We start from the raw sequence: 12,489 nt of genomic DNA on the forward strand, positions 1-12,489 counted from the left end.
TTTCTGGTGCGTACCGGGCTGAGAGGCGGTGTAAGTGAACTGTAGTTGCCATGTTTTACGGCAATGAGAGCAGAGATAGCGCTGATGTCCGGCAGTGCTTTTGCCGTTACGCACCACGCCTTCAGTAGCGGAGCAGGAAGGACATCTGATGGAAATGGAAGCCACGCAAGCACCTTAAAATCACCATCATACACTAAATCAGTAAGTTGGCAGCATTACCACCGTCATCGATGTCTTCTATTAGCCAACGATGATTATCATTTTCACGAACCAGCATTAGCCCCAGTAACCGGTGGATATCTGTGCGATTTTGTTTGATAACCAGCTGCAACAGTACATGCGTTCGGCCGCCATTTAGGTGTGTGCTTTGGATTATTTCTGCAGAAACGAAAGCGTCATCGACACAGCGACACAAAAGATTATTATTCAGCCAGGGTGTCATTTTGCCAGGAGTAGCGCTCATATTACTTCGCAAATCGAGACTGAATTCATCGGTTATTGGTATATCGTCATTACTGGTCAATGGTTGGTACAAACGTTCTATCGCTTCATTAATCGATTCTTTGCACAACACGTTTCCGCTGAAGCCACAGAACAGCAGAATAAAAAAACAGGTGTGCCAGCGTCGCATAATCATGTCCTTATGTTTGGCTTTTTTTTAGCAAACAGCCTATAACCCGGCAACTGACATGCTGCCGGGGATTTTTTTATCATTCTGCGTACATACGCAAGCAGCGCAGGCAATCAAAATAGTCCTGTGCATCAAGACGCGTATTGGCTCTGTTAGCTTCGGATTTGGCAGCATAGATTTGTGGGCGTAGTGCTTTCATATCCTGCTCAAGCCGGGCGATTTTGGCATTTAATGTTTGCACATTGCTCGCCAGCTGATTGACCTTTTGCTCATTGACGCAGCCACTGAGCAAGCAGGTTGCCAGAACAACAGCTCCCACGGTGAAAATCGTTTTCATATAGTGTTCCCTTTTATTTATTGTTCCGGCTAATTGTTATTTAATTCAGCTCATTGCTTTAATCTGGCGGCAGTTTTTGCCTCAATCTGCTTAAGTAGGCTGCCGCTGTTCGGGCGGATAAAATCAGCGATTTCCCACTTGCCTTCGCGCCGCTGTAAAACCAGTTCTTGCTCTTCGTTGTTGCCATTGGTCAGCGTAAAACGAACATGAATGCGGGCGGAATCGGCGGTTTTCTCCAGGACTCGAATTTCATCAACGCGTGAAAATAGCGACTCTTCGCCAAAACAGATCGGATTGTCGTAAATAAATTGCCGTTCTATTTGCATATCTTCATCGGGATTATTGGCCGTCTTGAAGGTGGTTTTATAGAAGGCATTAACCGCCTGGCGGTAAGAGTCGGAAACCACCCACGTCCACGGCCAGCTATAATCAGCAATATGTTCAAAGAGTTCGGCAACAAAGGCTTCCGGCTGTTCTTTTTGCAACGAAGCTAAAGCGGCCAGCGTTTTTTCATTCTCGCTATTAACTGCTTGTAAGACACTGCCATGATTGCTGACAATATCGTCAATGACCCAACGACCATTTTCCGCCACCATTTTCAGTGTCTGCGTGGTCTTTTCTTTATCATCTTTAAAGATACGAAAGCGCACAACGGCATCGGCATGATCGGCGTCAGTTTGGGTTATCGCAACGCTTTCTAGCACCAGATCGCCAAAATCCTGACAATCACAAACCGGATCATAATCCAGCCAGCCAATATTGCCCGGCAGCGTAAGATTGTCGTTCAGGGTAAGCGCCTGTTGAATACGCGCTGAAGTTATCGCCCGCTCTCCGGTTTCACCGAAATAAGGCGTACTGGCATCTGATTTATAGTTCTGATAAATCTGCCGGACTGTTTGTTCTACGGTCTGTGAAGGAGGCTGCGCGTGTACGGTAAAACTTGCCAGGGCTGCTAAAAACAGAAGTATTATTTTCATCTGTTTTTCACCTCTCCGTTGCGTTTATCCCGGATATAGATGAGTTGTTCTTTTAAGAGCTTCCGGCTCTGCATGATGATGTCCTTATATTTGGCATTCCTGAACAAGGAAGAGTAACAACGGGCGGGACGCGAGGGGAATAAATGATTTCTGAAAAGTCCGGTAGCGGAACATTACCGCCACCGGGAGAATTTGCATGTTAGCCGCCGAACTGGTCAGGATCGGGACCGAGACGCTTGCCCTGATCGAGTTTTGCAATTTCGCCGAGTTCGTCTTTGTCGAGACGGAAATCCCAGACATCAAAGTTTTCGGCAATACGTGAAGGTGTGACCGATTTCGGGATCACCACCAGGCCGCTATCCAGATGCCAGCGGATAACAATCTGCGCCGGGGTTTTGCCGTATTTATCTGCCAGATCGCGAATGACTTTCTGATCGAAAACGCCTTTCCCTCCTTGCGCTAATGGGCTCCAGGATTCGGTCTGGATTTTGTGTGTCGCGTTCCAGGCGTGTAGCTGGCGTTGTTGCATCAGCGGATGAAGTTCGATCTGGTTTATCACAGGCGTCACGCCAGTTTCATCAATCAGGCGTTGCAGGTGATGGATCTGGAAGTTGCACACGCCGATGCTTTTGATTAATCCCTCTTTTTGCAATTCGATCATGCCTTTCCATGCTTCGACATAATGGTCGATAGCGGGAACGGGCCAGTGCATTAAGTAGAGGTCGATATAATCAAGCTGGAGTTTTTTCAGGCTGTCGAGCAGGGCTTCGCGGGGGCGCTTGTGGTCGTCGTTCCACAGCTTAGTGGTGATGAACAGTTCTTCTCTGTTGACTGAGGCATTTTTCAGGGCTTTGCCGACACCTTCTTCGTTCTTGTAGGCCGCGGCGGTATCAATCGAGCGATAACCCACTTCTAACGCTTTTTGAATGGCGATGATTACTTCCTCATTACTTGCTTGCCAGACGCCCAGTCCCAGCTGGGGCATGACATTGCCATCCTGTAGCTTAATAACGGTTGGATTAGCCATACGTTCCTCCTTTATATGAACTCACCGGAGCAGGCTCCGGTGAGGTGTTGTGAACTTAAGTCTGGACGAAATGCCCGAAAACGAAAGTTTGAGGCGTAAAAAGCTTAGCGGGCGGCTTCGTATATACGGCGGCTGACATCCAACGTAATGTCATGATTTTCGCCCAGTTGGGTCATGCCGTGCTCTTCCAGTTTTTTCAGCAAAGCCGGGATGGAGCTGCCGTCCAGACCGTAGTCGGAGAGGTGGGTCGGCACGCCTAATTGCTCAAAGAAATTGCGGGTTGCGGCAATCGCGGCGTCAATACGCTCATCGTCGGAACCTTCAGTGATGTTCCAGACGCGTTCAGCATATTGCAGCAGCTTAGCGCGCTTGGTATCGCGTTTTTCATTCCACAGTGCAGGCAGGACGATAGCCAGTGTTTGCGCGTGATCCAGACCGTGCATCGCAGTCAGTTCGTGGCCCAGCATATGCGTTGCCCAGTCCTGCGGTACGCCAGCGCCAATCAAACCGTTCAGCGCCTGCGTCGCCGCCCACATGACGTTGGCGCGCACATCGTAGTTTTCTGGCTCTTTCAGGGCTTTCGGACCATCTTCGATCAGCGTCAGCAAAATGCCTTCTGCGAAACGGTCCTGAATTTTGGCATCAACCGGTTTGGTAACATACTGTTCCACGGTGTGTACAAAGGCGTCCACTACGCCGTTAGCCACCTGACGCGGCGGCAGGGTGTAGGTATAAACCGGATCGAGCACGGCAAATACCGGCTGAACATGGGCAGAATGGAACGCCTGCTTGTCGCCAGTGGTTTTACGGGAGATCACCGCGCCTGCGTTGGATTCTGAACCGGTTGCTGGCAGCGTCAGCACACAGCCCATCGGGATGGCGCTTTTAATCTCTTTACCGCCCGTTTGCAGAATGTGCCACGGATCGATATTTTCCGGATAGTTATCCGCTGCGGCGATAAATTTGGTGCCGTCCAGTACAGAACCGCCGCCAACCGCCAGCAGGAAAGTCACTTTCTGTTCGCGAACCAGTTTCACGGCGTTCATCAGCGTTTCATAAGCCGGGTTTGGCTCAATACCGCCAAATTCCAGCACGTCCATGCCTTTCAGGGCATCCAGAACTTGATCGAGAACGCCGGTTTTTTTCACGCTGCCGCCACCGTAGGTAATCAATACGCGAGCATCGTGAGGAATTTGTTCGCGTAAACCAGCGATTGCGCCTTTACCAAACAGAATGCGGGTTGGGGTGTGCAGATTAAAGTTGTTCATTACTTGCTCCCTTTGCTGGGCCAATATGAGGGCAGAGAACGATCTGCCTGATGTTTTTCATTGTGATCGCCAGCGCCCTGGCTCTCAATGCTCATTTCTGCCAATGTCTTGCCTATTTCTCCAGAGTGCTGGAGAAATGCTACAAAATTGCGCACAATCAAATTGCCGCATTATTCCTAAGAAATTACGCGATATGAAACGTGAAGAGATTTGCCGCTTGCTGGCGGATAAAGTTAATAAACTGAAAAATAAAGAAAATAGTTTGTCAGAACTGTTGCCCGATGTGCGTTTGTTGTATGGTGAGACGCCTTTCGCACGTACACCGGTGATGTACGAGCCTGGCATCATAATTCTCTTTTCCGGGCATAAAATCGGTTATATCAATGAACGCGTGTTTCGTTATGATGCCAATGAATACCTGCTGCTGACGGTGCCGTTGCCGTTTGAGTGCGAAACCTATGCCACGTCAGAGGTGCCGCTGGCAGGGTTGCGTCTCAATGTCGATATTTTGCAGTTACAGGAACTGTTGATGGACATTGGCGAAGATGAGCATTTCCAGCCGTCGATGGCAGCCAGCGGGATTAACTCCGCCACGTTATCAGAAGAGATTTTATGCGCGGCGGAGCGGTTACTCGACGTGATGGAGCGACCACTGGATGCGCGTATTCTCGGCAAACAGATCATCCGCGAAATTCTGTACTACGTGCTGACCGGACCTTGCGGCGGCGCGTTACTGGCGCTGGTCAGTCGCCAGACTCACTTCAGTCTGATTAGCCGCGTGCTGAAACGGATTGAGAATAAATACACCGAAAACCTGAGCGTCGAGCAACTGGCGGCAGAAGCCAACATGAGCGTATCGGCGTTCCACCATAATTTTAAGTCTGTCACCAGCACCTCGCCGTTGCAGTATTTGAAGAATTACCGTCTGCATAAGGCGCGGATGATGATCATCCATGACGGCATGAAGGCCAGCGCAGCAGCGATGCGCGTCGGCTATGAAAGCGCATCGCAATTTAGCCGTGAGTTTAAACGTTACTTCGGTGTGACGCCGGGGGAAGATGCGGCAAGAATGCGGGCGATGCAGGGGAATTAAATACGTTCCCGGTACAGCAGCCGGGAACGGGGAAAATCGTCAGGCGTTACAGTATTTTTTTTTAATCACCACAAACAGCATGCCTAACAAGCCAGCGGTTAACAAGGCAATTGGCAGGATCATCAGGAACGTCATTACCTGATCTTCATGGCGTTTAACGAACGGAATCATACTTAAGGCATAGCCAAAACTGGTTACCACGCTGACCCACAGCAATCCACTTAACCAGTTGAAAAACTGGAAGCGACGGTTTGGCAGACCGGAAATTCCCGCCATGGTTGGCAGCAGCGTACGGACAAATGCAAGAAAACGTCCAGCCAGCAGCGCCAGCAGACCGTGGCGGTCAAACATGCAGGTGGCGCGCTGGTGATATTTAGCAGGAAGCTGTGCCAGCCAGCCTTTCACCGTTTTGGTATTCCCTAACCAGCGCCCCTGAATATAACTTAGCCAGCAGCCCAGACTTGCTGCGGCGGTCAGAATCGCAATCGTAGGCAGAAAATCCATAACCCCCTGGGCAATCAATGCGCCTGCCAGTATCAACAAGCTGTCGCCTGGCAAAAATGAGGCGGGCAGCAGGCCGTTTTCTAAAAACAGCGTGGCAAACATGACAAAGTAAACAACGCTAACAATATGAGGATCCGCCAGCGCGGCAAAGTCGTGTTGCCAGAGCGCAGCGATGATATCTTGAATAACAGCCATGGACTTTCCTGTGGAACAGCGTTTAAGCCTTTATCTGCCTATTGTACTCCTGATTCGTCCGGGACGCCTTGATCCCGGACGCAACAATTTAAGACTTTTCACAATTAAATGTCTGCAAAATTGTCCAAAAGTGGCAATGTTATACAATTCGCGCAAAACCGGCGTCCAGATCGGCAATCAGATCGTCGACATCTTCCAGACCAATATGCAGGCGAATCAAGGTCCCGCTAAAATCGATCTCGCCTTGTGGGCGAATGGCGGCGATATGTTCTGGTTGATTCGCCAGGATCAACGATTCATACCCGCCCCACGAGTAGGCCATGCTGAATAAACTGAAGTTATCCAGATAGTTCGCCAGCTCTTCATTACTGAGTTTTTTCTTAAGCACAAAGGAAAACAGCCCGCTGCTACCTGTAAAGTCTCGTTTCCAGAATTCGTGTCCTTTACTGCCAGGCAGAGCAGGGTGGTTAACTCGCGCTACTTGCGGATGTTCTGCCAGCCATTCAGCCACTTTCAGACTGCTTTCATGATGTTGACGCAAACGCACACCTAATGTGCGCAGGCCACGGCTGGTTATATAGGCGGTATCGGCATCGACCATCTGGCCCATCAGATAGGCGTTTTCCCGTAGCTGCTCCCAGCAACGGGCATTGCACACGGCAGTGCCAATCATCGCATCTGAATGCCCAACCAGATATTTGGTGGCGGCTTGAATAGAAACATCGATGCCAAAATCCAGTGCCTTAAACAGCACACCGGCTGCCCAGGTGTTGTCGATCATAATGATGGCATCCGGCACCACACTGCGTACGGCGGCAACAATCGCCGGAACGTCGTGGACTTCCATGGTGATGGAGCCTGGCGATTCCAGAAACACGATTTTAGTGTTTGGCTGCAGATGCTTAACGATATCGGCACCAATCAGCGGATCAAACCACGATGTCGTTACGCCCAGTTTGCTGAGGATTTTGCTACAGAAATCCTGACTCGGTTCATAGGCAGTGTTGGTCATCAACACATGATCGCCCTGTTCGACAAAAGCAAGAATCGAATTAGCAACCGCTGCCGCCCCGCAGGGAAATAGCGCGCAGCCTGCGCCACCTTCCAGTTCACACATCGCTTGTTGTAAGGAAAAATGGGTTAACGTTCCGCGCCGTCCATAGAACAACTCGCCATTGGCGCGATTGCGCGTCGCGTGCTTTTTGGCTTCCATACTCTCAAATACCAGCGAAGAAGCGCGCTGAATCACGCTATTTACCGCGCCAAGAGTGTATTTTTTGCTGCGTCCTGCATTCACCAGTTGAGTATCAAGCTTTTTGTCCGCCATGTCGGGATTCCTGTTTTTATACGTCTGGATGTCTAAACTAGCATGAATATTCGCGGGCGCATCCTGAAGAATTGGCATAAAGCAGAAAATTTTCGCAAATGGCGTGCTGGTGACTTTTTTACTGCGTAAACGCAAGGAAAAGAAAGCAAAGGTACGGCAGTATGCAAATAGTAATGAGAATGACTATCAATTCGACGTCGTTTTGATATTATTATGCGCAGATTTTGTGACTTGCGTCCTGGAGATACACAGTGGGTAATAATTTAATGCAGACAGACCTTTCCGTCTGGGGTATGTATCAGCACGCCGATATTGTCGTTAAGTGCGTGATGATTGGGCTTATTTTGGCCTCCGTAGTCACCTGGGCAATCTTCTTCAGTAAGAGCGTAGAGTTCTTCAATCAGAAGCGTCGCCTAAAGCGCGAGCAGCAACTGCTGGCTGAAGCGCGTTCCTTAAACCAGGCCAACGATATCGCCGCTGATTTTGGTAGCAAAAGCTTAAGCCTGCATTTGTTCAATGAAGCGCAGAATGAGCTGGAACTGTCAGAAGGCAGCGACGATAACGAAGGTATTAAAGAACGTACCAGCTTCCGTCTGGAGCGTCGGGTCGCCGCAGTGGGTCGTCAAATGGGCCGCGGTAACGGCTATCTGGCAACCATCGGCGCGATTTCTCCGTTCGTTGGTCTGTTTGGTACGGTCTGGGGCATCATGAACAGCTTTATTGGTATCGCGCAAACGCAGACCACTAACCTGGCAGTCGTTGCGCCGGGTATCGCAGAAGCTCTGTTAGCAACGGCAATCGGCCTCGTGGCAGCGATTCCTGCGGTCGTTATCTATAACGTATTTGCACGCCAGATTGGCGGCTTTAAAGCGATGCTGGGTGATGTTGCAGCGCAGGTATTGTTGCTGCAAAGCCGTGACCTGGATCTGGAAGCCAGCGCCGCTGCGCATCCGGTTCGTGTCGCACAAAAATTACGCGCAGGATAATATCCGATGGCAATGCATCTTAACGAAAACCTCGACGATAACGGCGAAATGCATGATATCAACGTGACGCCGTTTATCGACGTGATGTTGGTTCTGCTGATTATCTTTATGGTGGCGGCACCGTTAGCGACGGTAGATGTGAAGGTGAACTTGCCTGCTTCTACCAGCACGCCGCAGCCGCGCCCGGAAAAACCGGTTTATCTGTCGGTGAAGGCAGACAACTCGATGTTTATCGGTAACGATCCGGTCACCGATGAAACAATGATTACGGCGTTGAATGCGTTAACCGAAGGCAAGAAAGACACCACCATCTTCTTCCGAGCGGATAAAACCGTCGATTACGAGACGTTGATGAAGGTAATGGATACGCTGCATCAGGCGGGTTACCTGAAGATAGGTCTGGTCGGCGAAGAAACCGCCAAAGCGAAGTAAAGTAGAATTGCCTGATGCGCTACGCTCATCAGGCCTACAAAATCTATTGCAACATGTTGAATCTTCGTGCGTTTGTAGGCCGGATAAGGCGTTCACGCCGCATCCGGCATTAGGTGCTCAATGCCTGATGCGCTACGCTTATCAGGCCTACAAAATCTATTGCAACATGTTGAATCTTCATGCGTTTGTAGGCGGATAAGGCGTTTTCGCCACATCAGGTAAGAGTGAATTCACAATGATGCCCGGTTGCTTTTCACAACCGGGCATTTTTTTAACCTAAATGCTCGCCGCCGCACACACCGTGCACTTCTGCGGTGACGTAGCTCGACTCCTGACTTGCCAGATAAACATATACAGGGGCCAGTTCCGCCGGTTGCCCCGCACGCTTCATCGGCGTTTGCTGACCAAACTGCGGGATCTTATCCTGCGTTTGTCCGCCGGAAATTTGCAGTGCCGTCCAGATAGGGCCTGGCGCGACAATATTCACCCGAATACCTTTCTCCGCGACCTGTTTTGCCAGGCCACGGCTGTAGTTCAGAATCGCCGCCTTCGTAGCCGCATAGTCCAGTAAATGCGGACTTGGCTGGTATGCCTGGATTGACGAAGTGGTGATGATACTTGCACCTTTCGGTAGCAGGGGGATCGCTTCCTGGGTTAGCCAGAACAGCGCGAAAACGTTAATGGCAAAGGTCTTTTGAAACTGTTCGCTGGTGAGGTCTGCAATATCCGGAATGGCAACCTGTTTCCCGGCGACCAGCGCCATAATATCCAGCCCGCCTAACGCCTTGTGCGCTTCGTGAACCAGCGAACGGGCGAATTTCTCATCGCTTAAATCGCCTGGCAGCAGAACGGCTTTGCGTCCGCATTCTTCAATGATCTTTTTCACATCCTGAGCGTCTTCTTCTTCCACGGGAAGATAACTGATCGCCACGTCAGCCCCTTCACGCGCGTAAGCGATGGCGGCAGCGCGACCTATTCCGGAATCGCCCCCTGTCACCAGTGCTTTACGATCTTTCAGGCGACCGCTACCAACATAGGTTTTCTCGCCGCAATCCGGTACCGGTGTCATCTTCGCCTGGATGCCTGGCGTCGGTTGTTTCTGTTTGGGATATTCACCAGTGTAATACTGCGTAGTCGGGTCTTTTAAATGAGACATTGTTTTTCTCCCTTCAGGTTCAACGTCTTTTAAGGGTAGACGCTCTCGATGCGTTGATAAGGGAACCAGGAAGATCCCTAAACCTCAGAATTATGCGACAAAGGTTTAACGTATATGTTGATTTGCTGTTGCGTGCTGTTTACTCAATTGCGATATACTGTTGCCCGTTTTAACTACACGACAGGAATGTATGGAACGTTTTCTTGAAAATGCAATGTATGCTTCTCGCTGGCTGCTTGCCCCCGTGTACTTTGGCCTTTCGCTGGCGTTAGTTGCCCTGGCGCTGAAGTTCTTCCAGGAGATTATTCACGTACTGCCGAATATCTTCTCGATGGCGGAATCAGATTTGATCCTCGTGTTGCTGTCGCTGGTGGATATGACGCTGGTTGGCGGTTTGCTGGTGATGGTGATGTTTTCCGGTTATGAGAATTTCGTCTCGCAGCTGGATATCTCCGAGAACAAAGAGAAGCTGAACTGGCTGGGGAAAATGGACGCAACGTCGCTGAAAAACAAAGTAGCAGCGTCGATTGTGGCAATTTCTTCCATTCACTTACTGCGCGTCTTTATGGATGCGAAAAATGTCCCGGATAACAAACTGATGTGGTACGTCATTATCCATCTGACGTTTGTGCTCTCTGCATTTGTGATGGGCTATCTTGACCGACTGACTCGTCATAATCACTGATCTGATTCGGGCGCGGTTCGCGCGCCCGTTATTAACAGGTCATTTATCGGAAGACGCCTGCCACAGATTCAGCTCGCCATCGGCGATATGCTGATCAATCTGCGCCAGCTCCTCGGTGCTAAATGTCAGATTATTCAGCGCCTGCACGTTCTCCTCTAGTTGCTCCGCGCGGCTGACACCAATCAATACCGACGTCACGCGATCATCTTTCAGCAACCAGCTTAACGCCATTTGCGCCATTGATTGTCCACGCTGCTGTGCCATTTCATTCAATAAGCGCAGGCTGTTGAGGTTGGCTTCGGTAAGCATTTTCGGCGTCAGACCACGAACTTTATTCCCTTCACGATGCATCCGTGAATCTTGCGGAATGCCGTTGAGATATTTTCCGGTCAGCAATCCCTGAGCCAGAGGAGTAAAGGCAATACAGCCCACGCCGTTATTTTGCAGGGTATCCAGCAGGCCGCTTTTATCCACCCAGCGGTTCAGTAAATTGTACGAAGGTTGATGAATTAAAAGCGGAATTTTCCACTCGTGCAGCAACTCGACCATTTTTTGCGTCCGCTCTGGCGAGTAAGAGGAGATCCCGACATACAGCGCCTTACCGCTTTGTACCGCATGAGCCAGCGCAGAGGCGGTTTCTTCCATCGGCGTATTTTCATCGACGCGATGAGAGTAAAAGATATCGACATACTCAAGCCCCATACGCTTCAGGCTTTGGTCGAGGCTGGCGAGCAGGTATTTACGTGAACCGCCAGAGCCGTAAGGGCCGGGCCACATATCGTAGCCAGCCTTGGTAGAGATAATCAGTTCATCGCGATAAGCGGCAAAATCCTCCCGCAGCAGGCGACCAAAGTTCTCTTCTGCGCTTCCTGGAGGCGGCCCGTAATTGTTGGCTAAATCAAAGTGCGTAATGCCTAAATCAAACGCTTTACGCAGGATTGCACGCTGTGATTCCAGCGCGTTAACGTGACCGAAATTGTGCCATAAACCGAGCGATAACGCGGGCAGGCGTAAACCACTTTTTCCGCAATAGCGGTACTGCATCTGCCCGTAACGTTCGGGATTCGCTAACCAGACCATGACCTCTCCTTTCCACCGTTCAATTTCGAAACAATGTTTCTAGTTTAGCGATTCGCCAGCGCGTATCCCGTAGTCTGGCTCACAGAGTGACGAAAAACTGGGCAAAAACACGCGCTTATGCTTTGCTTAAAAAACACCAGTTGAGGAATGCAACGATGCCGCGTTTAACCGCCAAAGATTTCCCACAAGAGTTGTTGGATTACTACGACTATTACGCTCACGGGAAAATTTCGAAACGTGAGTTCCTCAACCTTGCGGCGAAGTATGCGGTGGGCGGGATGACGGCATTAGCGTTGTTTGATTTGCTCAAGCCAAATTATGTGCTGACGACTCAGGTAGAGTTTACCGACCCGGAGATTGTTGCTGAGTACATCACGTATCCTTCGCCAAATGGTCACGGCGAGGTACGGGGTTATCTGGTGAAACCCGCAAAAATGAGCGGCAAAACGCCAGCCGTGGTGGTGGTGCATGAGAATCGTGGACTGAATCCGTATATCGAAGATGTGGCACGGCGAGTGACGAAGGCGGGGTATATCGCCCTGGCACCTGACGGCTTAAGTTCCGTTGGAGGGGTAATGCTGCCAACTTACTGATTTAGTGTATGATGGTGATTTTAAGGTGCTTGCGTGGCTTCCATTTCCATCAGATGTCCTTCCTGCTCCGCTACTGAAGGCGTGGTGCGTAACGGCAAAAGCACTGCCGGACATCAGCGCTATCTCTGCTCTCATTGCCGTAAAACATGGCAACTACAGTTCACTTACACCGCCTCTCAGCCCGGTACGCACCAGAAA

15 protein-coding genes and 1 pseudogene are annotated in these 12,489 nt (G+C 50.3%); 6 read left to right on the forward strand and 10 right to left on the reverse strand.

What is annotated here, in order from left to right:
• The 6 genes from BHE85_RS02665 to yqhD form a co-directional block, all read right to left on the reverse strand.
• The coding region (locus tag BHE85_RS02665; protein ID WP_047664789.1) for an IS1 family transposase at positions 1–165 on the reverse strand (165 nt) is incomplete at its 3' end.
• 28 nt (positions 166–193) lie between these two features.
• Positions 194–631, reverse strand: a complete 438-nt coding sequence (locus tag BHE85_RS02670) for a hypothetical protein (protein ID WP_001255442.1) — start codon at positions 629–631, stop codon at positions 194–196.
• A 79-nt stretch (positions 632–710) separates the two neighbouring features.
• Positions 711–968: a lipoprotein YqhH gene (gene yqhH / locus BHE85_RS02675; RefSeq protein ID WP_000848528.1), complete on the reverse strand. Its 258-nt coding sequence runs from the start codon at positions 966–968 to the stop codon at positions 711–713.
• 50 nt (positions 969–1,018) lie between these two features.
• Entirely contained in the window at positions 1,019–1,945 is a 927-nt protein-coding gene (locus tag BHE85_RS02680; RefSeq protein ID WP_000691638.1) for a YqhG/Tai3 family protein, read from the reverse strand.
• Positions 1,946–2,144: 199 nt separating this feature from the next.
• Positions 2,145–2,972: a 2,5-didehydrogluconate reductase DkgA gene (gene dkgA, locus BHE85_RS02685; RefSeq protein WP_000013126.1), complete on the reverse strand. Its 828-nt coding sequence runs from the start codon at positions 2,970–2,972 to the stop codon at positions 2,145–2,147.
• A gap of 104 nt (positions 2,973–3,076) precedes the next feature.
• Complete coding sequence (gene yqhD, locus BHE85_RS02690; protein ID WP_001058826.1) at positions 3,077–4,240, reverse strand: alcohol dehydrogenase; 1,164 nt, start codon at positions 4,238–4,240, stop codon at positions 3,077–3,079.
• Between the two features lie 193 nt (positions 4,241–4,433).
• On the opposite strand from yqhD, the gene yqhC reads away from it, so the two are divergent.
• Positions 4,434–5,333, forward strand: coding sequence for a DNA-binding transcriptional regulator YqhC (yqhC, locus tag BHE85_RS02695; protein WP_001298382.1), 900 nt, complete (start codon positions 4,434–4,436; stop codon positions 5,331–5,333).
• Positions 5,334–5,372: 39 nt separating this feature from the next.
• On the opposite strand, the gene yghB is transcribed toward yqhC, so the two are convergent.
• Both yghB and metC read right to left on the reverse strand, forming a co-directional pair.
• Positions 5,373–6,032 (reverse strand): DedA family general envelope maintenance protein YghB, encoded by a 660-nt coding sequence (gene yghB / locus BHE85_RS02700; protein WP_000268416.1) that lies wholly within the window; start codon positions 6,030–6,032, stop codon positions 5,373–5,375.
• A 139-nt stretch (positions 6,033–6,171) separates the two neighbouring features.
• Positions 6,172–7,359, reverse strand: a complete 1,188-nt coding sequence (gene metC, locus BHE85_RS02705) for a cystathionine beta-lyase (RefSeq protein WP_001320425.1) — start codon at positions 7,357–7,359, stop codon at positions 6,172–6,174.
• Positions 7,360–7,610: 251 nt separating this feature from the next.
• Between metC and exbB the strand changes: the two genes are divergently transcribed.
• Positions 7,611–8,345: a tol-pal system-associated acyl-CoA thioesterase gene (gene exbB / locus BHE85_RS02710; RefSeq protein WP_000527839.1), complete on the forward strand. Its 735-nt coding sequence runs from the start codon at positions 7,611–7,613 to the stop codon at positions 8,343–8,345.
• Between the two features lie 6 nt (positions 8,346–8,351).
• Positions 8,352–8,777 carry a TonB system transport protein ExbD gene (gene exbD / locus BHE85_RS02715; RefSeq protein WP_001240712.1) on the forward strand — a complete coding sequence of 142 codons (426 nt, stop codon included), beginning with the start codon at positions 8,352–8,354 and terminating at the stop codon, positions 8,775–8,777.
• A gap of 271 nt (positions 8,778–9,048) precedes the next feature.
• Here the strand turns inward: exbD and yghA are convergent, their stop codons facing one another.
• A complete protein-coding gene (gene yghA / locus BHE85_RS02720) occupies positions 9,049–9,933 on the reverse strand; it encodes an NADP(+)-dependent aldehyde reductase (protein ID WP_000018760.1) in 885 nt (294 codons plus the stop codon).
• A gap of 190 nt (positions 9,934–10,123) precedes the next feature.
• Between yghA and BHE85_RS02725 the strand changes: the two genes are divergently transcribed.
• Positions 10,124–10,618 carry a TIGR00645 family protein gene (locus tag BHE85_RS02725; RefSeq protein WP_000439331.1) on the forward strand — a complete coding sequence of 165 codons (495 nt, stop codon included), beginning with the start codon at positions 10,124–10,126 and terminating at the stop codon, positions 10,616–10,618.
• 39 nt (positions 10,619–10,657) lie between these two features.
• Here the strand turns inward: BHE85_RS02725 and gpr are convergent, their stop codons facing one another.
• Positions 10,658–11,698, reverse strand: a complete 1,041-nt coding sequence (gene gpr / locus BHE85_RS02730; RefSeq protein WP_000262152.1) for an L-glyceraldehyde 3-phosphate reductase — start codon at positions 11,696–11,698, stop codon at positions 10,658–10,660.
• 155 nt (positions 11,699–11,853) lie between these two features.
• Here gpr and yghX point away from each other — a divergent pair.
• Positions 11,854–12,270 (forward strand): annotated as a pseudogene (gene yghX, locus BHE85_RS02735) (YghX family hydrolase); the annotation flags it as partial.
• Between the two features lie 54 nt (positions 12,271–12,324).
• On the forward strand, positions 12,325–12,489 hold a 165-nt coding region (locus tag BHE85_RS02740; RefSeq protein ID WP_047664789.1), incomplete at its 3' end, for an IS1 family transposase.

Source organism: Shigella sp. FC1567 (assembly GCF_001743015.1).
Classification (GTDB): domain Bacteria; phylum Pseudomonadota; class Gammaproteobacteria; order Enterobacterales; family Enterobacteriaceae; genus Escherichia; species Escherichia coli.